Genomic DNA, 22,098 nt, shown 5'->3' on the forward strand with positions numbered 1-22,098 from the left:
AAGTGCCTATAAGTGGGCTGGTCAGCTTGAAGCGGACTATTTTATGCGAGTGTAAGTACCACCATTTGTGGCAATAATATAACCTTGTATTTCTAGAATGAGCAAGTTTGAAGCGATATTTTCTACTGAAAAGCCGGTTTCATTGACGAGCTGATCTATTGATGTGGGGCTATATAGAACATAATTCAACAGGGTTTGCTGTTGTTCGTCAAGATTGGATTGAGTATTTATGTTTAAGTCATTGTTTTGCGCATTCGGTAGTTGAAAAAAATGTCCCAATTCTTCTACAATATCCTGCGTAGTCTCGACCAGCTTGGCACCTTCTTTGATCATTGCATTACAGCCACGAGCCAGAGGGTTATAAATAGAGCCGGGAATGGCAAAAACCTCTCTGTTTTGTTCCAGTGCCATTCGCGCAGTGATTAATGAACCACTTTGCCTGGCAGCTTCTACAACCAGGACACCGACACTTAAACCACTAATGATACGGTTACGCCGGGGAAAATGATTCGCTTTTGCTGTCGTGCCCGGCGGAAATTCAGATATTAGCAGGCCTTTATTGACAATCTCTGTCGCTAGTTGCTTATGCGCTGCCGGGTAGACGCGATCCAGACCTGTACCCGTGACCGCAATAGTTTTGCCTTGAGCTGCTAAAGCACCTCGATGGCTGGCTGCGTCGATACCTAGTGCCAGACCACTAGTAATAGTAAATCCCGTCGAAACAAGACTACTGGCAAAGTCTGTGGCGATTTGTATACCTAAGGAAGATGGGTTGCGACTACCCACTATCGCTATTTGCGGAAAATGGATTAAATCAATATCGCCCCGGGCAAATAAGATCGGCGGAGGGTCCGGAATTTCTTTTAGCTGGCTAGGGTAGTCTTTATCAGTGAATAGCAGGATATGATTATTCTGTTGCTCTAACCATAATAAATCCTGCTCAATAATATTCCAGTCGGGGTTTTTAATCGCATCTATGGATGGAGTGCGTAAACCTAATTTGATCAGCGTTTCACGAGAATGAGAAAAAAGCTGTTCCGGGGGGCAAAAATCCAGGCACTTTAAAAAGGTTTTGCTGCCTATGCCTGGCGTGCGCATTAGCGCAAGCCAGTATTTGATAGGATCTTCGGCACTCAGACTAGGATTATTCTTCAGGTGTTTGTACCTTATCTAATACGCGTATATTTCGGGTTGCGTGCATAACCAAGGCATAACTAACCTTGTCGAAGACGCGAAAAACCATAGCTATTCCAGCTTTTTGATCCGGCAACTTAACCAGCTCATTTTTTATTTTATTGAACGGATCAGGAATTAGCTTACCTGTTTGCATGATGGTGAGAATATCAGCTATTTTTAATCCGTCGCGTGAGCCTTTGCTAAGAACTATGATGTCATAAGTGCCAATTTCCTGAACGCCATTAAGTACACTAATAATAGAACCACTAATAAACTTTGTCGGAGGTTTAGGAAAATAATCAAATACAACTTCCTTTTCCGAAGTAGGCATCAGGCGATCGCCACGTCGCACTTCGCTATCAGCATTAATAATTCGTAAAGTCGCAGGGTCCCCCAGAGCGACTATGACATTATCAGCTATATATTGAGCTTCATATCCTAAGATTTCCTCAGTTTCCGGGTCCACATATGTCTCACCAGGTCGATAAGTAGTATATGCGAGATAGTCGGGTTGTAAAATTGTGCGCACGAAAATATCAACACCTGCTCCGGCCACTAAATGTTCACCTGAAAAATCGACAATATACGGAGAGTTTTCTAATTCATCCTTACCGACAACCTTAGGGGAAGTAAGATAAGGAGCGATGGCTTCGAACGGAATCATCGCAATTGCATCATCATCGCTAGAAGTACGCATATGTGGATAAAGTACACGCTCATCATTGCTGGCACTATCCACACAAAGCATCGGCTGTCCGTTAACAAAGCAAAAAGAGATGACATCTCCAGGATAAATCAGGTGCGGATTTCTTATTTGCCCATTATGTTTCCAGACTTTGGGCCATAACCAGGGATCTCTGAGAAACCTAGCCGATATTCCCCAAAGAGTGTCCCCCTTAACGACGACATAGCTATCGGGATGTGAAGAATTAAATTTGACCACATCAGCAGAACTGGGAAAGCTAAAAGCCAGGGTGAGAACAAGAGCAATAATTGCTTTAGAAGCCATATTTTTATTCCAATCAATCAAAAGAATTTTAGACTTAGTGCTACCTTAAGGAATTTTTTTTACAAAAATATGGCTAACACTTAGCTTGCTAAGTATAAAGTTTAGATGATTTCGGATAAAATTCCAGCCATAAATAATTATTGTTGGAGAATTTAGTGGGTATTTTGTCAATTCTTGAGTTTCCTGATCCACGGTTACGCACTGTAGCAAAGCCTGTGAAGGAGGTTGATAAAGCGATCGGAAGCCTGGTTGATGATATGTTGGATACTATGTATACCGCACATGGCGTTGGCTTGGCAGCCACTCAAGTGGATATACATAAACGTATTATCGTTATCGATATCAGTGAAGATAAAAACGACCCTATCTGTTTAATTAATCCTGAAATTATTGAGCAGATGGGTACAGAGGAGTCGGATGAAGGATGTTTATCTGTGCCGGGTATCTTTGAGCCGGTTAAACGTGCCGAAGAAATCAAGGTAACAGCACTGGATCAAAAAGGAAAATCGTTTGAACTTGAGGCAGGTGGTTTATTAGCCGTCTGTATTCAACATGAAATGGATCATTTATTGGGCAAGCTATTCGTTGATTATTTGTCGCCTTTAAAGCGCCAAAGAATTAAAAAGAAAATGGATAAGCTACATAAAAGAGAAAAATAAACAGATGAAAATTATATTTTCAGGAACGCCAGAATTTGCTGTGCCAGCATTGCAAACGTTATTGGACTCTGAACATGAGGTTGTTGCTGTATACACACAACCGGACCGCCCTGCAGGACGCGGTCGAAAATTATTACCTGGCCCGGTCAAGACACTGGCATTAAGAGCAGGTATTGCGGTTTATCAACCCATAAACCTGAAACAGGATGCTGATATAGCGCAGTTAAAGGCTTTAAATGCTGATTTAATGGTGGTGGTTGCTTATGGCTTGATCTTATCTCAGGCAGTGCTGGATATCCCCAGACTGGGTTGCATCAATATTCATGGCTCTTTATTGCCTCGCTGGCGTGGTGCAGCACCCATTAATCGCGCTATTATGGCGGGTGATACTCAGACGGGCATAACCATTATGCGCGTGGTTAAGCAACTGGATGCTGGTGATATGTTACATAAAACTATTTGTGATATTGCTGGGCACGAGACAGCCAGTGAGCTACATGACCGAATGATGGTAATGGGCGCGGAAGGGCTAGGTAAAACTCTGGAACTTATGCAGGCAAATCAATTAACCGCTGAAAAACAAGATGAAGGCCTGGTTACTTATGCGCATAAGCTAGAGAAAAGTGAGTCCAAATTAGACTGGACACGCTCAGCACATGAATTAGCGCTTCAAGTGCGAGGCTTAAATGCCTGGCCTGTGGCACAGACTCAGTTACAGGAAAAAGTGATGCGCATATGGCGCGCAGAAGCCATTGATGTGGACAGCAATGCAGTGCCGGGCTTAATTTTAGATGACCCTAAGCATATAGACGTGATAACCGGCAACGGGGTGCTACGGTTGCTGGAAATTCAGATGCCCGGCAAAAAACGCATGCAGGTCACAGATTTTTTAAATGCGCATCAAGTCGCCGGATCGCAACTGGGATAATTGCTAAGAAATAAGCCAGAGCTGGTTAACTCCTGCTCGTAAACAACAAAGGAAAAATGAATTGAATTCTCGATTAATTGCAGCAAATGTTTTAGTGAAAGTATTATCAGGAAAGTCGCTGACAGCTGCCCTTGAGGATGCATGGAAGCAAGTCAATGACATACAGGAAAGAGCCTTTATTCAGGCATTATGTTATGGCACAGTACGGCAGTATTATCGGCTTGATTTTATTTTAAATCAGCTGCTTAATAAGCCGATCAAAGATAAGGACATACAAATTAAGGCATTGGCTTTGCTGGGTTTGTACCAGCTGCAATATATGCGCGTTAAAGATCATGCCGCTGTTTCTGAAACGGTGGCAGTCATGAAAAAAAAACAGTGGGCAAAAGCACTATTGAATGCTGTGTTGAGGCGATATTTGCGCGAACAGGTAGATCTTGAGGCTTTGGCGGATAAACATGTTGCGTATGCGCACCCGGACTGGATGATTAAAGCGCTTAAAGCGGACTGGGGGGTTGAGGCGAAGTCAATTTTATTGGCGAATAACCTTGCACCACCTATGGCTTTGCGCGTGAATTCGCGCTTTTGTCAGCGTGATACTTATCTGACTATGCTTGCAGAAGAGGGTATTGAAGCCTGCGCTATAGAGTTCTCAGCTCAGGGAATATTGCTAGCAGAACCCGTGATGGTGGATAAGTTACCCAAATTTTCTGCCGGGTGGGTGTCAGTGCAAGATGGTGCTGCTCAGTTAGCAGCGGAACTTCTAGATACCCAGCCAGGTGACAGGGTGTTAGATGTGTGCGCGGCTCCAGGTGGCAAAACTGCACATATTCTGGAAATACAGGCTGAATTAAAAAGCATGCTGGCTATTGATATTGATGGCAAGCGCCTAGTGCGAGTCAATGAAAATTTAACCCGGCTGCATCTTAATGCAGAATTGCAAGTTGCTGATGCCACACGGCCCGAAAACTGGTGGGATGGTGTTCCATTTGAACGTATTTTACTGGATGCGCCGTGCTCTGCTTTAGGTGTCGTACGCCGGCATCCGGATATTAAATTATTACGCCGAGCAGAAGATATCGCTCAATTACAGGTTTTACAGCAGGAAATTTTGCAAGCCTGTTGGGGCCTATTAGCACCGGGAGGCGTACTCTTATATGCAACGTGCTCAGTTTTACAACAAGAGAATGAATTGCAAATTGAGCATTTCTTGCAGCTGCATAAAGATGCACAAGAATTACCGATAGCTGCAGGCTGGGGAATCCAGCGGCCCTTTGGTCGACAGATATTAACCGGCAGTCAATCTATGGATGGCTTTTATTATGCGCGTTTGCAGAAAATCTAAAACGCTGCTGTTTTGCTGCCTCATAAGCATACTCGGTGGATGGCAGGTATGTTATGCCGGAGGCGAGTTTGTTAAGATTAAACAGGCGCAGTTAAGTTTAGCTGAAAATAAAGCCAAATTAAGTATTCTACTCGATTTTCAGTTAAGTCCTGCCGCTGAAGAGGCGCTGTATAGCGGCATCGCCTTGTTCTGGGATGTATCAATTGAATTGAAGCAAGAACGCAGGTTTTGGTATCGGACATTATTTGCGCATACTTACCGGTATAGCTTGACTTATTACACTCTACTGGATAATTTTCGCGTTAAAGATGAACACCAAAAAACATTCAGGCGCTTTTATAGCCTGCCCGAGGCGCTGCTCTTTATGCAGCACATAAATACAGCAGAAATGCCACTAGCAGGGTATATTGCAGATCAATGCATTACGAGTGTGCTAAAGGTAGCATTTGATCAAGAAATGTTGCCTGCTCCATTAAGAACGGTTGCTTATTTTGATAAGCAATGGGACCTGTCTACAAATGAGAGGCAATGGTGCGAATAAAAATTCCCTTTAGCGTTTCTATTCTGTTTCTATTGAGTTTTATAGTGCTGTCTTTGCAGCTCATGAGCTCAGCGCTACAGGATACCTCAACGCTGGGTGATCTCTATTCCTGGTTACTCTTAAGCAATGTTATCGGGACCATTTGCTTGCTAGCACTGGTGGGCTACAATATTTTTTCCCTGGCGCGCAGGCTCAAAAAACGTGAAGCGGGTTCACGCCTGACAACAAATATAGTTTTATTATTTATTGTTTTATCTTTAGTTCCAGCCGGTACCGTGTTTTATTTTTCCATGAAGTTTTTACATCAAAGCATTGATAGCTGGTTTAATGTTGAGTTGGATGCAGCGATGGAGGATGCACTGGAATTAAGCCACGCATCATTAGAGCAGCGCGTACGCTGGAACTTGAAACAATCACAGCGCTTAACTGAATCCTTGCGCAATAAAACCATACAGGAAATTAGTCTGGAAATAGAGCAACTACGGGAAATTTCTGCTGCAAATGAAGTGACATTATTGACTAAGAAAGGCAAGATTATTGCATTTAGTGGCATGACGCGCAGTGATATTTTACCCAGCTTACCGGTAAGTTCCTTATTTTTTCAAGTCCAGCAAGGTGAAGACTTTGTTAACCTAGCTTCGGTGGACGGTCGCCTAGTGGTGCAAACCATCGTTGCGATTAAGCCAGGAAAGAGTCATTTTTTGCAGATAGTTTACCCAGTGCCTGAGCGGATCAATGATTTAACGGATTCTGTGGAATTTGCTTATGTCCGATTTCAGGAAATGAACTATTTACGCCATTCTCTAAAAATCAGTTTTTCACTGGTTCTATCCTTGGTGTTATTGATGAGCTTTTTGGCGGCTGTATCCGCCGCATTTATCAGTGTACGTGGTATTATTGCTCCGATACGTGATTTAGTGCGTGGAACACAAGCCGTAGCAGCTGGGTATTATGAGCAATTATTACCCGCAAAGCGGCAGGATGATCTGGGCTTTCTGGTTGAGTCCTTTAATGAAATGGTGCGTCAGATTTCACGAGCTCAGGATGAAACGCGCAAAAGTACCCATGAAATAGAACGCCAAAGAGCTTATTTAGAAACCTTGTTAACCAGTTTAACAGCAGGGGTATTGAGCTTTGATTCAAGCTTGAATATCCGTACGGCGAATCAGGCTGCCAATATTATTCTGCATGTGCAGGTCATGCGTTATTATGGGCGCAACCTGGCTCAGCTTGCAAAAGGTCGCCCTGATTTAATGAGTATGGTTGACGTGGTACAACCCTTATTAGAAAAATCATTTGATATCTGGCAGCGAAATATTGTGGTTGAGGGGCCGGAAGGTCGTAAAGAATTGCTCTGCCAGGGTACACCCTTATTTTCTACCGAAGGAGGTTACATAGGCGCGGTACTGGTATTTGATGACATCACTGATTTAATTCAGGCGCAAAAAAATGCGGCCTGGTCAGAAGTCGCGCGACGCCTGGCACATGAAATTAAAAACCCGTTAACACCCATTCAGTTGTCGGCAGAACGTATGCAACATAAGTTGGCGGCTAAACTTGATGAAAGTGATGCGCAGATGCTGAGCCGTTCGACACGCACCATTATCCAGCAAGTGGAAGCGATGAAGCATATGGTCGATGATTTTTCCGAATATGCGCAACCGGGAAGAAGCCAGACAGTCAATCTAGATTTGCTCTCCCTGTTACAGGAAGTCGTTGTGCTATACGGCGATGACCCTAATGTAGACTTTGCAATACTGATAGGCAAAGATATTCCCTTAATAAAAGCGGATGCAGTGAGCATACGCCAGGTCTTGCATAATATGTTTAAAAATGCACTGGAGGCGATGGATGGCAAGGGCAAAATAAGCATTAAATTACAGGCTATCAAAAAACATACCAATACTGTAGTGCAGTTAGGGATATATGATACCGGCAGTGGTATTGATATTAATATGGCAAAAAATATTTTTGAACCGTATGTCACTAATAAGCAAAAAGGCACAGGGTTGGGTTTGGCGATAGTCAAGAAAGTTATTGAAGAACATGGTGGTACTATTCGTCTGGATAGTAATTATAAACAGGGAGCTGGTTTTATTATGCAATTCCCGGCAGTATTTGAAGAGACACAGCAATGAGCGGTTATAAAGCAAATATTTTAGTGGTAGACGATGAGCCAGATATTCGGCAACTAGTTCATGATATTCTTCAGGATGAAGGGTATACCGTATATATGGCAGGAAATGCAGAAGAAGCGCGGCAAATGAAGCAGCGTCACCAGCTAGATTTGATACTACTGGATATCTGGATGCCTGATACGGATGGCATTACCTTGTTAAAGGAATGGGGAGAAAACGAGGCGTTAGTCTCGCCGGTGATTATGATGTCCGGGCATGGCACTATCGAAACAGCAGTAGAGGCAACTAAGCTAGGAGCTTATGAGTTTCTGGAGAAACCTTTGTCATTAGCGCGCTTGCTTTTGGTCGTTGAGCGTGCCGTGGATGCGCATATGTTGCAGCGCGAAAATGCCGGTTTAAAACAGCAACTCTCTATTATTAATGAACCCATAGGACGCAGTGCTTTTGCCGAACGTATTAAAGAGCAATTAAAGCGCCTGGCTCAGCACGACACCAAGGTAATGCTTGCCGGTGAAGGGGGTGTAGGGAAAGAACTGTATGCACGTTTTTTGCATGAGCATAGCGGACGTAAGAATGGGCCTTTTGTGGATGTTGCAGTAGGCAGTATTGCCCCCGAAAACGCGGCAGTGGAATTTTTTGGTAAAGAAATAGACGCTACAGTTTATCCTGGTTTGTTAGAGCGTGCCCATGGTGGCGTCTTGTTTTTAGCTGAAATTGCTGGAATGGATGCCCAGACTCAGTTAAAGCTTTTAAGTGCGCTGGAATCCCGTTCTTTTTTACGTGTGGGAGGAACAGAACAGGTACATGTAGATGTGCGGGTGATGGTTTCTACGCGGGTAGTGCTGGAAAATGAAGTCAAGGAAGGTCGTTTTCGCCAGGATTTATACTATTTGCTGAATGAGGTCACCATGGAAGTCTTACCTTTGCGTGAACACAGTGAGGATATACCTGCGTTGTTGCAGTTTTATATTGAATATTTTGTGCAGCATGAAAAGCTGGCATTCAGGAAATTCACCATGCCGGCACTGAATTTCTTAAGGAATTATACCTGGCCTGGAAATGTGCGCGAGTTAAAAAACCTTGTGCAGCGACTGATGATTTTAGGGGCAGGCGATGATATAGAGCTAGCGGAAGTAAAAACTGCTCTAGGCAGCGTTTTAGAAAATGTAGCCGTTGAGCCGCAAGAAAGCGTACCGGTATTTTTCAAGCTTTCACTCAAAGAAGCAAGAGAGCAGTTTGAAAAAGCCTATTTAGAATATCATTTTGAGAAAAACCAGGGTAATGTCGCCAAATTAGCAACAGCAGTGGGCGTGGAGCGAACACATTTGTATCGTAAGCTGCATGCCTTAAATATTAAAGAATAACATTCAGTCTCTAGAAAGAACCCTCCACTTTTGCAAAAATATTTCCTAAGGAGCGAGGATTTAATAATATCCGCAAGTATGACGCAGGGTTTTGGCATCACAGGCGTGTTAGGAAAACAGGCGCATAGCTGGCTACGCGACTGTTTTTCTAGCGCGACCGTAGAGTCAAAAGAAACGTCATTCCTGCGTAGGCAGGAACAAATTAGACCCGGGTATTATTGAATTCTCGCTCCTAAGTGGGTGGAACTAGTCAACAAAAAATGTAACTATTCAGCGTATCTGATAGTTACGAAATTAGATTGTATATTTCCAGCCAGGCACCAGAAAAGCAGGTATTTGATAAAAAATACCCTGATGGAACAAGCGTTTTTTTGTAGGATGGGCAAAGGAGGTACGACGTGCCCATCATGTTTTCGTTGATGAGCACGGATGAAACCCTTTGCCCATCCTTGTGTTTATTTTGCTGTAACTACTCAGCTTGCCTGAGTAGTTACCAAAAAATCAACACCATGCCGTTATCACTGCCGATCTAGAATGACAAAGAAAATAATACTGCTCCCCGACTTTACTCGCTAGCTTCTTCTGTAGCTGTAGCTTCAACTGCTACTGTTTCAGAATTTGCAGCTTTATCCCTGATTTTGATCAACCAGCCATCCTTAGATTTACATTCTACGGAATTATGCGCTTTGACATGAATACGAGCATACTTTCCCGTTAAGGATGCAGGTAGCTTCGCTGAAACAGCATAAAAACTATTTTTATCAACGATAGTCAGCTCTAATGGCACGTTTTTAGCCATTGCTTTGATCGTAGTCGGATCAGCGTACCCAGAAACCGTGAAAGAAATCTCTGACTCAGGGTCAACTTCTGATTTATGCGCAGGGAAAAAGGTTTTAAACTTCGGGTCTTTACAATTTTGCTCAGTATTTCCTGAGTTATAAGCAAAAGCAGAGTTTACAAAACCTATACTGGCTATTAAACAAACAAATTTTAAAGATTTTTTTATCATTATTATGTCCTCTTTTTCTCAAGCAATATGGATGCTGTTACACTATATGAATACTTCGCGCGGCACGGATGCGGCGAATATAGTGAGCTGATTTTTGTCGATAGCAAAGCCTGCCCCGTACTTGATACGGGGCGCTGAAACCAGCACATAGCTGGCTACGTAATGATTTCAGCAACGTAGCTATCGGCAAAACTCAGCCGCTAGAAATCCGCGGTCGTGGCCGCGCGAAGTATAGTACACAATCCCACCCTAATAATTATAAGCTCTTGACATTTAACCAGGCCAAAGACTGGAGCACCACACTATCAAAATATTTAGAGTAGTATCAAGACTCGAAACGCATCTTAACACGGCATTAACCACTTTATCACTATGGCATTAGCAATAAATGATGAATCGCCCCAAACAAAAAATATATAACTAGCTGATAACATTTAAATTTTCAAATTTAAAACGACTAAGAGGTCAGTTCATAACTTGACTATAAATAAATTTAAACTAAACTTCTTATTAACACACTTGGCCAGCAAGGTTTCACACAAAATTTCCTCTTATGCATATAAAACACACCTCTTTATTAGCCGCACTTATTCTAGTTAGTTCATTTGATGCCTATGCCATAAATATTAACGGGGCCCCTATTGCTAGCACTCCACGAGCTAAAGATGATCATATTTCTACTGTCATCGGAGTCTTTACCACAGCAACCGGAAATGTGACTGGCAATGATATATACGGGTCTATCGCCACACTGGAACAATCCTGGGTGGGTCAGTTCGGCTCAATTACTTCATTCGACACTGCTGGCAATTATACCTACCAGCTTTTCGCAAGTACAGATAGTGCCAGCCTACCACCGGGAGGTGTGAGTTACGAAAGATTCACTTACACCTATGCAAATAGTTCCGGCCAAACCGATACTGCTCAATTAATTATTGATGTTAATGCTGACCCCAACTTGACTGGCGGTTCTACTGCCCCCATTGCCAGAGATGACACTAATACTGCCATTCCTAACAAGATCCCTACAATTACTGGCAATGTGACTAATAATGATACTAATGGTGACTACGTCGTGCTTACCAGTACACCAAGTACTGATTATGGCTTATTTATTCTACAATCAGATGGTAGTTACACCTATGAGCTATATGAAACATCGTCTATCGTCGTGGCATTAACGGCAGGCGAGATTGTCAACGATGAATTTAACTACCAGTATTTTGCCAACTCTGGAGAAAGTGCCACTGCAAAATTAACGGTCACCATTATCGGCAATCCAGTTGACTCCAATGGAGACACTATCTTTGACCAGCCTGATGACGTGCCTTACGATAATGTCGATGTGGAATTTAATAATCGATCTGCACAAGCAACTCCGCTTAATTCGGGCAGAAATATTAAAGGCCATTTATATGCTTCGAGCGATAAAGACTGGTTCTTTTTAAGCAGTGCCGGAGATGAAATTATTACTCTGGAAGTTTGCCCTCAGGGAGCTAGCTGTTTCGGTAAAAAAAGCTGGGTACTTTATGTTTTTGACCCAGACCTACTGACTCCGGCCATGGAATTGAGAACTTTTCAATTTAGTCGCTGGGTAGATGAAACCGGTACCGATAAAGACTTACTCGGCAATACTATTATCTCGTCTAACGCAGGATCGTCAAACCACATGTATCTGGCTTATAGAGCAGGTTTTTTTGACGGAGCATTAATCGGTATAGTCGACCCTTGCTTTGATACGTTGAATACCGTTGATATTGGTGTACCACCCGGCGCAAGAAATTACCTGATTGCTATTTCATCTCCATTACGTGGCAATGGAAACTCTGGAACTGATGATACAAAATGTGGATCTGGATCCGTCGTATTGGAGCGGCCTGACCTTGCAGCATCTGGGCTTGATGCTGAAGGCAAAGCAAAAACTTATACAACTACTGAGCAGTTTATTACCGCATTCCCTAACAGTGACGACCAGTATGCCATAAAAATTACCGGCACTGGTCTGAACCCTTTAAATACAGCCGAAGCCATAGCAAGATCGGGTAGCTTTAACTTGACAACTGGTGAATTAACCATCCCAGAAGTAGCCATTGGCGAACAACGGTATCAAGCCAGATTGCAGGAAACAGGCAGAGATTCGCGCAGTTCCGATAGTGGTATTAGTTTTGTTATGTCGGCCATTGAAGAACTAACAGTTGAACAAGTGGCAGACGCTTACCATGCAACTTATAACCCTGAAAATCAGCAGGTCTTAATTCCTCGTATCACCGACACTAATAGTGGCATAGGCTATTCAGTTATACTGCAATATCACACCACAAATGGAACTACTGACTTCTGGTTTGATGTAGTTAGTATCATAGAGATTAAATAAATAACACATCACAAGCAAGCACTGCAGGAGCGGCCTTTAGCGGTTAAAGGCCGCTCTTGCAAGCATCTTTCGTAAGAACTCAGTCGCCTGCATGTTGTGATGGGGTTCAATACCTACCAAAAAGCAGACACTCTCTTTCTACCCAATAAAAACATGCATATGTTGTGTGATGCGCTTCGTTCCTCAGCACATCCTGTGCCCCTACCTTTAACTGAGTGGTAGAGTATGAGGAGCTGGGAGGGTATTGCTATTTGCCAAGCATAATATCACTTAGCCGCTTTTTCGGGGAAGCTTTGCGGCGTTTGAGTGTCAAAGAAGGCGATTCGCCGTAGAATTGTTTGTAATCGACGGCAAAACGGCCCAGTTCGGTGAAGCCCCAATGTGTGGCAACTTTAGTGATCGTTGTGGATTCTGCATCGCTGCCTAGCAACTCACTATGCACATTGTGCATGCGGTGCCTCTGCAGATATTGGCGCGGTGTGATGCCTATGTTTCTTGAAAAGTCAGTTCCAGAGAGCGCTGACTCATGCCGTTTGCTAGTGCAAATTCCGGTACCGTTATTTTTCCACTGAGGTTCTCGGCGTAATTGATCGCGCGATGCAACAGTTTACGGCGCTGGCTTGAAGGTGGGTGGTTAGCCTTTGTGTGGAAGTTGACGAAGTAATCAGCCAGATCGTCCATCAGTTGCAATTCGACAGCGTTGCATTCCAGAGTATCAGTCAGCAATATAGGGTTCGCCTGGTATTTACTGACCATGTGGTTCAGTCGGGCTAAAAGGTTACTGTCCTGTTGTGGTTTACACTGCAGGTGATAAGATTTGGATGTTAACGTGTATGCGATCAATTCATCACCGAAGTAATGTTGCATAAGGTGATAGGGAACGAGCAGAGCGATATGCCAGGTTTCTTGCGGGAATATGATGTTTATTTCGGAAGCAGGGAGGCCAAAGGCGAGTTGCTCACGGTTGGCATCAACTCCACACCAGTCGACTGATTTCCCCGAGGGCGATGATAGGGTGCCGCCAAATATAAAATAACCTTCTGGTGTCATCCCAGTGGATATCACGTTCGGGGCCCAGTGTTCCCGGTAAAAGAGTATGCCATTAACCTGGACATACTCTGTCTGGCTATGAAATGCCCCCGGTGTCATCTGGCGAAAGAGTACATCGAACTGGTCGTCTGCTTCCTGGTGTTCGATAGGATCGTGGGCTTCGATTCGACCAGCAGTGCCTGGTGGAGGCATTATTTTCTCCGTGGGGATAATTAATAATAAATTATACAGGTGGTTTGCGAAAACTGCATAGCAAGCAACAAGCCTATAACCTAAATCCTGCAAGCATTATACATAATAATCCACAAAACTCCTTATTAAACAATGATATAATATCATTTTCCTGATTTCACTATCTCATTGTTTTAATGAAGCCCTCTAAAGTATCAAAATCCTCATCTCACGTAAGAAACCGTACCCGAACGGTAAAAATGACATCTACAGCACATGGATTGACAAGCCAGGCGGGACTGATTCCCGTCGTGAAATATTTAGACAGGATAGGTTTTGAAAAAACCGTAAAACAAAGCGTTCCACATCGGCGGGGTGAAAATGCAGACCATCACTTATCTGATGTGGTTCTATTGACGTTGGTTGGCATGATGGGGGGAGCAACATCAATGGCAAAGGTGACGACCGTATGGGCAGATAGCGTACTGCGCAAAGTAGCTGGCTGGATAAAGATTCCTGTTGAAACCACAATTTTACGGATCTTTAAAGAAGTAAGTGATAGGCAGATAAGCCAGTTTGAAACGCTCACGCATACTTTGCGTGGTCAACACTGGCGGCGATTGCTTCGTTCCGGAAAATCGAAAACTGGCATACAATCCGTCCAGTGGGTCGATGTCGATTCAACTGTGGACACCGTTTGTGGTCGACAAGAAGGAAGTGCCAAAGGCTTCAACCCCAAAAAGAAAGGTGCCCGTTCATACCATCCACAACTCGCTTTTCTAGCGGAAACAAAAGAAATTTTACAAGCCTGGTTCCGGACAGGCAATGCCTTTACAAGCAATGGTGTTGTAGAATTTACCAAACAGTTACTTGCACACTTGCCCAATCGGATGCGCATTATTTTTCGCGGTGACAGTGGTTATTTTGTCGGTGATTTGCTTGAATTTCTCGATACCAGAGGGCATGGGTATCTAATAAAGGTTAAACTTAAGAATTTGAACGCATTGCTGGCCAAACAGGCCTGGACAGCCATACAAGGCCGACCCGGTTGGGAGCAGAGCGAGTTTCAATATCGTTGTGGTGGCTGGTCTCGCTCTCGTCAGTTTGTCGCGGTCAGGATAAAGCAACCTAAACAAGTGACAGGACCTCAGTCCGAGCTTTGGGATACGGCAGAATATGACTATTTTTGTTATGTAACAACTGAACCTCTATCGCCTTGGCAAACACATAAGAAGTATGGTGAACGAGCGACGTGCGAAACATGGATTGAAGAAGCAAAATCACAAATGGGTTTAGGTAAAATCAGAACGAATCAATTTCTGGCTAATGCCGCATTATTTCATTGCGCCGTTCTTGCCTACAATACCGTGCGCTGGATGGCTCAATTGAGTGGCAACAAAACGTTGTGCCAATGGGAGCCGGATACACTTCGTACTTATCTGATTCGGGTGGCTGGAAAATTACTCACAGGCAATAATCAGCTGAGAGTCAGAACACCTGCAGATCCGCTCTATCCACAGGAATGGGATGATTGGGTTAAGGTGGGGTTACTCGCTTAACATTAACCGAAGTTAAGTCACTTTGATTAAAAGGTCATGGCACGTTGGCAGGGTGTTTATTGCCTTGGGCTCGGGGGATATCCATACGATACAAAAAATTTCCTCTATTTATGATTTAAATCTGGATATTTTGATCGGTTGGACAAAGAGGGCTGGCAAAGCGGCAGTAAAAACCTAATAACCACTTAGCTAGACAGGTTAATGAGAGTCAAAATATGGGCTTGCAGGATTTAGGTATAATTATAAAATAACGTTATAATGCAAAAATAACGGAGCCCCGTTGTTAATGCGAAGGATGTAACGCCACAAGTTAGGAAACGCCCATAAATGAATTTTTTTATTAATCGCCCCATCTTCGCCGCGTCTATAGCCTTGATGATGATTCTGGCGGGTGTAATCAGCATGCTGCAATTGCCGATAGCCCAGTATCCACCGATGGTACCATCGCAGATACAGGTATCCACGCAATATATTGGTGCCAGTTCCGATGTTGTCGCTAAAACCGTGACCACGCCACTGGAAGAACAGCTTAATGGTGCGGCGGGGATGATTTACATGTCCTCGAATAGTACCAATAACGGCAATTCAAGTATTACTATGACATTTGATGTGGGCTATGATCAATCCATTGCCCAGATGGAAGCTCTGACACGCAGCAACCAAGCGTTATCTCAGCTACCACCAGAAGTCAATCAGGTAGGTTTGACGATCACCAAGCAATCCAGCAATATCGTGCTGATCGTTAATCTTTCTTCACCTAAAGGTACGCTGGATCAGGCATTTCTGCAGAATTATGCTGATATTCATTTGAGCGACCCGCTGGCTCGTATTCCGGGTGTGGCGACGATCAACAATTTCGGTCTGCGTAAATATGCGATACGTATCTGGCTGGATCCAGAGCGACTGGCCAACATGGGCATGACCGCAATGGACGTGGAAAATTCCATCAAGGAACAGAATAATCAGGCGGCGGCGGGCAAGTTGGGCGCTCCACCAACCCTAGACGTACAGGCTTTTGATTTACAGCTTAATGTCTTGGGGCGTCTGGATAACGTAGAGCAATTTGAAAATATCGTGATTCGTGCCAATTCGGATGGCACTGTGGTACGCATCAGCGATGTAGCCCAAGTAGAGCTGGGAGCCGAGGACTACTCCTGGTCAACCAGCATGAATGACAAACCCGCCGCTGCGGTGGCAATTTTCCAATTATCCAATGCCAATTCAATTGATATCGCCAGTGCGGTAAACAAGACAATGACAGGCCTGGCTGAGCATTTTCCGGACGATATGAAATGGAGTCTTAACCATGACACGACCCAGTTCATAAAAGAATCCACCCGTGAAGTGGTTATTACGCTGATAGAGGCCGTCTTGCTGGTTATGCTGGTGGTGTTCGTCTTTCTGCAAAACTTCCGCAGCACGCTGATTCCAACCATTGCCATTCCGGTTTCACTGATTGGTACTTTTATCTTCATGCTGGGTTTCGGTTTCTCCATCAATAACCTGAGTCTGCTCGGGCTGGTGGTTGCCGTTGCGCTAGTGGTTGACGATGCGATCATTATCGTGGAAAACGTCAACCGCCACCTGGAAGCCCATGTGGGTGAAGACAATATCGATATGAGGAAAATTACCGAGGAGGCTATGGCAGAAGTGCGTGGACCGATTGTTGCTACTACCATCGTACTGATGGCGGTTTTCGTGCCAGTGTCCTTTATCCCCGGCATGACCGGTCAGCTGTATAACCAGTTTGCCCTGACCATTGCAATATCAGTCGGTCTGTCCGGTTTTAATTCCCTGTCTTTAAGCCCTGCATTGGCTGCTGCCTTTCTGAGACCGGCGAAAGGTGAAAAAAATCGTTTTTTTCGCGCTTTCAACACTAGCTTTGACAAATTATCCAATGGCTATGCCAACCTGGTAGAGACGCTATCTAAGGTCAAGATTTTGGTTGGACTTGCCTTTGTCGGCTTATGTGTTCTGGCACTGCTGCTATTCGAGTCAGTTCCAGGCGGCTTTGTACCCGAAGAAGACCAGGGTTATATCATGGTATTAACCAAACTACCCGGCGGGGCGAGCATACAACGCACAGAGCAAGTAGTGAAGCAGATAAACAAGATCGCAATGAACACGCCTGGCGTTGACACAGTCGAATCCATACCGGGATACAATATCGTCGATGCTATTCAGGATCCCGCTGCGGCCTTCTCGTTTGTGATTTTCAAACCCTATTCTGAACGCAAGAGTGACGACACACAACTTAAGCCGATCATGGCGCATATTCAGGCCAAAGTTGCGGAAATTCCCAATGCGATGATCATGGTAGCCAATGCGCCATCGATTCCCGGGCTGGGAGCCACCGGTGGTTTCAACTTTGAAATCCAGGACCTCAATAGTCTGGGGGAAAAAGCACTGGCCAAAGTCGTTAAGAACTTTATCACCGAGGCTAATAAACGTCCTGAGCTGGCAAAGGTTTACACTACCTTTGACCCGGAGGTGCCACAACGTTTTATAGACATTGACCGGGTAAAGGCCAAGACTCGCGGTGTTTCTCTGGACGATATTTTCAATACTTTGCAAATTAATCTGGGGTCGTTATATGTCAATCAGTTCAATAAATACGGCCGGGTGTATCGCGTCTATCTGCAGGCGAAAAAAGATGCCCGGTATCGTGAGAGCGATATCTCCCGGCTACAAGTACGTAACAGCGAAGGAGAAATGATCCGGCTCAGTGCGTTTGTAACTATAAAGACCATCGTCGGACCTTATAATATCCCCCATTACGATGAATACAGTTCGGCACAGGTTAACGGTGGCGCTGCTCCGGGCTATAGTTCAGGGCAGTCAATTGCTGCGATGGAACAGTTGGCGAAGGACTATTTGCCGGCGGGTTTCGGTTATGAATGGACTAATATGGTTTATCAGCAAAAGAAGGCCGGCAATATGGCGCCGCTGGTTTTTGCAATGTCGATCGTTTTTGTATTTCTAGTGCTGGCGGCGCAATATGAAAGCTGGTCTATGCCGATTATGATTTTATTGGCCATCCCATTAGGATTGCTTGGGGCCATCGGGGCGCTGGCACTACGCGGTATGAACCTGGATGTTTATGGTCAGATAGGTCTGGTGATGCTGATTGGTCTGGTGGCCAAGAACTCCATTCTGATCGTACAATTTGCCAAGGATCTGCATGATGGTGGCAAAGGTATTCTGGAGTCAGCAATGGAAGCAGCACGTATCCGTCTGCGTCCGATCCTGATGACGGCATTTGCTTTTATACTTGGCTTGATGCCGCTGGTGTTTGCCAGTGGCGCTGGCGCTAATGCTCGCCGCTCATTGGGTACCGCTGTGGTGGGTGGCTTAACTCTGGCTACCGTGTTGATCATCTTTGTGCCTTTATTTTATATTATTATTGAGCGCTTTCGGGAACGGAAGTCAACATGATTAATGGTCCATATAGTTTCTAAATGTTTTCACCATGAAGGACATGAAGAGCGTGAAGGGAAAAGACAAGGCGAATTGTCGAACAATGCGCAATCTTTGTCATAAAACCCTCCAATAAAAACATGAAGTTAATACAGCAATATCTTAAAGTCCTTCATGCTCTTCATGGTAAATTATTTATCCAACCTATAATATTACTTACACAATATGTTAATTCCTAGATCTCTGGTGAATGTAATGCCTAAACATTTCTACAGCATCAACCTAAAATTACTAAGCAGCATAGTGTTGACATTACTGCTGTCTGCTTGTGGCGGTAAAGAAAAACCAGCACCACCGCCGCCACCGCCAAAGGTGGTTGCTATGCCAGTGCTACAGAAAACTGTACCGATTATTATGCAGCATTCCGGAACCGTAAAAGGATCTAAAACAGTGGTTATTAAGCCACGCGTTTCGGGTTATATCCAACAACGTCTGTTTACCGAGGGTAGTTCGGTGAAAGCCGGTGATCCACTGTATCAAATTGACCCACGCCCTTTTCAGGCTCAATTGAATGCTGCCAAAGCGCAAATGAATAAAGACCAGGCTTCTCTTAACTTTTGGAACGGCGAAGTAAAGCGTTATAACACATTAGCGAAAAAGGGCTTTGTGTCAAAAGAAAAGCGGGATTCTGCGGTAAGCAAGAGAAATGAATTTGTTGCCAGTGTAGCCAAGGACAAGGCAGATGCTGAACAAGCCAGACTGGATCTAGAGTATTGCAGCATAGTCGCGCCATTTGATGGTTATATACAGGATACCAAAGTTTACAAAGGCGCTGTCGTTTCTGCTCAGACAACCGAATTGACGATATTAACCCTGCTGGATCCAGTTTATGTTTATTTCAACATGAGCCGGCTTGATACCTTTACTGTCCAGGAATTGTCAGAAAAAGGCCTGGGACCAAAGCATCGCAGTGATGTTACCGCTACCTTGACCATGCCTGACGGGACTGTATATCCTGAGCAAGGGCATGTTGATTATACCAGCGGCAGTTATAACCCCGATACCGATACAATGACTGCAAGGGCGATATTTCCCAACCGAAAATTAGATCAATTCAAGCAAGGTAATCTGGAGTTAATGCTGATACCTGGACAGTATGTGCCGATAAACCTGACTGTCGGCAAGCTTCCCGATGCGTTGTTGATTCCACAAACCGCACTGCTAGAAACGCAGCTGGGCAGTTTTGTCTATGTCCTGGGTAAAGACAATAAGGTAGAACAGCGGATGGTGACCAAGGGTTTTGCTTACCAACAATACTGGGTGATCAAGAAAGGGCTAAAAAGTGGTGAAACAGTGATTTCGCAGGGTTTACAGAAGATAAGGAAATCCGGGGTGCAGGTGCAGCCTGTTAAGCCAGCTGAACTCAAAGAAACTAAAAAAACTGATGCCAAAAAACCAGCGGCTAAATGATCTTATCGGCCAGATTGAGTTTTTTTATAAAACAGGATCCGGAATAACTGAGTCATACTTGATTCGTTGCTAGGAGAGGCTGTCCGAGAATAGAAAATCTACTGCGGAAAAGCTGATTTTGACCAGATTTCTCTCGCTACGGCTTCTATTCTCAGACAGCCTCCTTGCTATTTTGTTTCTTTGCCAGAAACTCGTTCAGCCTGGCCCATCAAGCGTTGCATAATCGTCGAGCTGTCCACTTTTTCTCCAGTTAATGCCATGGTCAACAGTTCACTCCCTAGCACTTGAGGCGCAATAACTAAATAAGGGTGTACCTTACGAATTCGATTCATGTTTTTCACATCATTAACCGCTGCCACTGTTTTGATTCCACCCTCTAGTTCTTTTGCGGCAAGAATGACAAAGGCATTTTCGGAATCATCATTGAGTAAAGCCAGAATTGCTTTTGCCTGTTCTCCCCCTGCTTCTTTCAGGGTGTTGACATCACTGGCATCGCCTACGACAACATCAATATCGGCAAATCTGGGCGCTTCCGATTCAGTCGTGGAAGCAAGGATAACGGTGACTCGCTCACCTCGAACGGTCAACTCACGATAGGTATTACTAGCGAGCGCCGTAAAACCGACGATAATATAATGATTACTGCGTTCCATAGTTATTTCTCTCTTGACAGTTATTTTTTCTATTCGGTTGATAAAAGCCGGCACCAGCGTTGCCCCGACTGCTGTACTGACAACCGCAATCCCTAGAATAATCACGCTCATTAAAAACACACGCGCTTCCATAGTACTGGGCGTAATATCGCCGTAGCCAACAGAGGTTATGGTCACGACAACAAAGTATAAAGCGGTGTTCAAATCATTAATTGTCGGGGAAAATTGATCACCAATATGATAAGTACCAAAAACTGCAAAGCCCATATAAATGGCTAAGGAAGCCAGAGCAAACACTGTGCCCAGAGCAATACTGTGACGGTCAAATCGGTCATATGCGGGTAACAACACCAGCAATAATCCCCCGTCAAATGCTATTCTCCACCAATGTCCGGCAGACTCAGCAAGCCTGCATTGCACTAACACACCTATAAAAATTGCAAACACACAAGTAGCCCATGCTATACGCGAACGCCACAACAAACCTAATGACATAACCAGTAACAGTATCCCGACGGTGGTTTGAGAAACACCCCAGAGAGTAAAACTATCCAGGTTCAAACCGGCATAAGCGGAAATAAATTGCCAGCCTAGTTTATGGTTGAGCAAGGGCGAGAGATACATTAAACCAATCAAAGCAACCGCAATTGACAGAGGTACTTGCGGGTACCATATTCTGGTAGATAAGTCTTTTTTTCTCTGCAGAAATAACTTTTTATATTGATCAAAGCGCAGCATAAAATTCATAATAAATCAGTTTTACTCCTTACCGACCGTCTAACACCCTGGAAAAATTATATTTCTCAAAAAAGTAACTTATACTTCGCGGTGTAAGCTATGACCACCGCCCTGACACAGCTAATACATCCTACAAGGTTCAAGCCCACAAATAAACAACCATCCGCTGAAAGACGGGTGGGTTTGAAAGCTTAGCGACTGAAAGTCGAGATACAGGGCGAATAGCTCGGTTATTTAGGCTCACCCTATTGTGTTTAAAATCAACAGAATATAGCCTGTATGAAGCTTGCGTAATACAGCAATTGCAGTGCATCCACTTTCCCGTATTCCGCATGCTCCATACGAGCTACACAACGTATTGAGTCTAATTAAAATGTTATTCCTAAGTATAACATTTGGCATAAATCTGTTCGCCTGAAAGGCGAAGGTTTTAACCTTGCGCATGGAAAATAAAGCATAACTCATTCTCAATGACTGACACTTAGGCATCTGGAAAC

General features: G+C 44.2%; 16 protein-coding genes. 10 read left to right on the top strand and 6 right to left on the bottom strand.

Going from position 1 to position 22,098, the window contains the following annotated elements:
- Positions 1 to 36 precede the first annotated feature (36 nt).
- Positions 37 to 1,098, bottom strand: a complete 1,062-nt coding sequence (gene dprA / locus ACQY3F_RS19055; RefSeq protein ID WP_428356610.1) for a DNA-processing protein DprA — start codon at positions 1,096 to 1,098, stop codon at positions 37 to 39.
- 46 nt (positions 1,099 to 1,144) lie between these two features.
- Entirely contained in the window at positions 1,145 to 2,185 is a 1,041-nt protein-coding gene (locus ACQY3F_RS19060; RefSeq protein ID WP_428356612.1) for a LysM peptidoglycan-binding domain-containing protein, read from the bottom strand.
- 155 nt (positions 2,186 to 2,340) lie between these two features.
- Between ACQY3F_RS19060 and def the strand changes: the two genes are divergently transcribed.
- The 6 genes from def to ACQY3F_RS19090 all read left to right on the top strand — a co-directional run bounded on the left by def (position 2,341) and on the right by ACQY3F_RS19090 (position 9,160).
- A complete protein-coding gene (def, locus tag ACQY3F_RS19065) occupies positions 2,341 to 2,844 on the top strand; it encodes a peptide deformylase (RefSeq protein ID WP_428357742.1) in 504 nt (167 codons plus the stop codon).
- Positions 2,845 to 2,848: 4 nt separating this feature from the next.
- Positions 2,849 to 3,772 carry a methionyl-tRNA formyltransferase gene (fmt, locus tag ACQY3F_RS19070; protein WP_428356613.1) on the top strand — a complete coding sequence of 308 codons (924 nt, stop codon included), beginning with the start codon at positions 2,849 to 2,851 and terminating at the stop codon, positions 3,770 to 3,772.
- Positions 3,773 to 3,833: 61 nt separating this feature from the next.
- Complete coding sequence (rsmB, locus tag ACQY3F_RS19075) at positions 3,834 to 5,117, top strand: 16S rRNA (cytosine(967)-C(5))-methyltransferase RsmB (protein ID WP_428356615.1); 1,284 nt, start codon at positions 3,834 to 3,836, stop codon at positions 5,115 to 5,117.
- On the top strand, positions 5,083 to 5,658 hold the full coding sequence (locus ACQY3F_RS19080; protein ID WP_428356616.1) for a DUF4390 domain-containing protein: 576 nt from the start codon (positions 5,083 to 5,085) through the stop codon (positions 5,656 to 5,658). Before rsmB ends, ACQY3F_RS19080 begins: the two co-directional genes overlap by 35 nt.
- The gene (locus tag ACQY3F_RS19085) at positions 5,646 to 7,796 is read left to right on the top strand and encodes an ATP-binding protein (protein ID WP_428356617.1); all 2,151 of its coding nucleotides are present in this window, start codon (positions 5,646 to 5,648) and stop codon (positions 7,794 to 7,796) included. Before ACQY3F_RS19080 ends, ACQY3F_RS19085 begins: the two co-directional genes overlap by 13 nt.
- The gene (locus ACQY3F_RS19090) at positions 7,793 to 9,160 is read left to right on the top strand and encodes a sigma-54-dependent transcriptional regulator (RefSeq protein WP_428356619.1); all 1,368 of its coding nucleotides are present in this window, start codon (positions 7,793 to 7,795) and stop codon (positions 9,158 to 9,160) included. Before ACQY3F_RS19085 ends, ACQY3F_RS19090 begins: the two co-directional genes overlap by 4 nt.
- 565 nt (positions 9,161 to 9,725) lie before the next feature.
- Here ACQY3F_RS19090 and ACQY3F_RS19095 read toward each other — a convergent pair.
- Positions 9,726 to 10,169 carry a hypothetical protein gene (locus tag ACQY3F_RS19095; RefSeq protein ID WP_428356621.1) on the bottom strand — a complete coding sequence of 148 codons (444 nt, stop codon included), beginning with the start codon at positions 10,167 to 10,169 and terminating at the stop codon, positions 9,726 to 9,728.
- 553 nt (positions 10,170 to 10,722) lie between these two features.
- Between ACQY3F_RS19095 and ACQY3F_RS19100 the strand changes: the two genes are divergently transcribed.
- On the top strand, positions 10,723 to 12,543 hold the full coding sequence (locus ACQY3F_RS19100; RefSeq protein WP_428356623.1) for a VCBS domain-containing protein: 1,821 nt from the start codon (positions 10,723 to 10,725) through the stop codon (positions 12,541 to 12,543).
- 247 nt (positions 12,544 to 12,790) lie between these two features.
- On the opposite strand, the gene ACQY3F_RS19105 is transcribed toward ACQY3F_RS19100, so the two are convergent.
- Positions 12,791 to 12,994, bottom strand: coding sequence for a hypothetical protein (locus ACQY3F_RS19105; RefSeq protein ID WP_428356624.1), 204 nt, complete (start codon positions 12,992 to 12,994; stop codon positions 12,791 to 12,793).
- Positions 12,995 to 13,029: 35 nt separating this feature from the next.
- Positions 13,030 to 13,785, bottom strand: coding sequence for a hypothetical protein (locus ACQY3F_RS19110; protein ID WP_428356625.1), 756 nt, complete (start codon positions 13,783 to 13,785; stop codon positions 13,030 to 13,032).
- Between the two features lie 176 nt (positions 13,786 to 13,961).
- On the opposite strand from ACQY3F_RS19110, the gene ACQY3F_RS19115 reads away from it, so the two are divergent.
- The 3 genes from ACQY3F_RS19115 (at position 13,962) to ACQY3F_RS19125 (ending at position 20,210) form a co-directional block, all read left to right on the top strand.
- On the top strand, positions 13,962 to 15,323 hold the full coding sequence (locus tag ACQY3F_RS19115; protein WP_428352972.1) for an IS1380 family transposase: 1,362 nt from the start codon (positions 13,962 to 13,964) through the stop codon (positions 15,321 to 15,323).
- Between the two features lie 327 nt (positions 15,324 to 15,650).
- Entirely contained in the window at positions 15,651 to 18,758 is a 3,108-nt protein-coding gene (locus ACQY3F_RS19120; RefSeq protein WP_428356627.1) for an efflux RND transporter permease subunit, read from the top strand.
- Positions 18,759 to 19,043: 285 nt separating this feature from the next.
- Positions 19,044 to 20,210: an efflux RND transporter periplasmic adaptor subunit gene (locus tag ACQY3F_RS19125; RefSeq protein ID WP_428356628.1), complete on the top strand. Its 1,167-nt coding sequence runs from the start codon at positions 19,044 to 19,046 to the stop codon at positions 20,208 to 20,210.
- Between the two features lie 167 nt (positions 20,211 to 20,377).
- Here the strand turns inward: ACQY3F_RS19125 and ACQY3F_RS19130 are convergent, their stop codons facing one another.
- Positions 20,378 to 21,610 carry an NAD-binding protein gene (locus tag ACQY3F_RS19130; RefSeq protein ID WP_428356629.1) on the bottom strand — a complete coding sequence of 411 codons (1,233 nt, stop codon included), beginning with the start codon at positions 21,608 to 21,610 and terminating at the stop codon, positions 20,378 to 20,380.
- Positions 21,611 to 22,098 lie beyond the last annotated feature (488 nt).

This window comes from Methyloprofundus sp. (assembly GCF_965251085.1).
In the GTDB taxonomy this organism is placed as follows: Bacteria; Pseudomonadota; Gammaproteobacteria; order Methylococcales; family Methylomonadaceae; genus Methyloprofundus.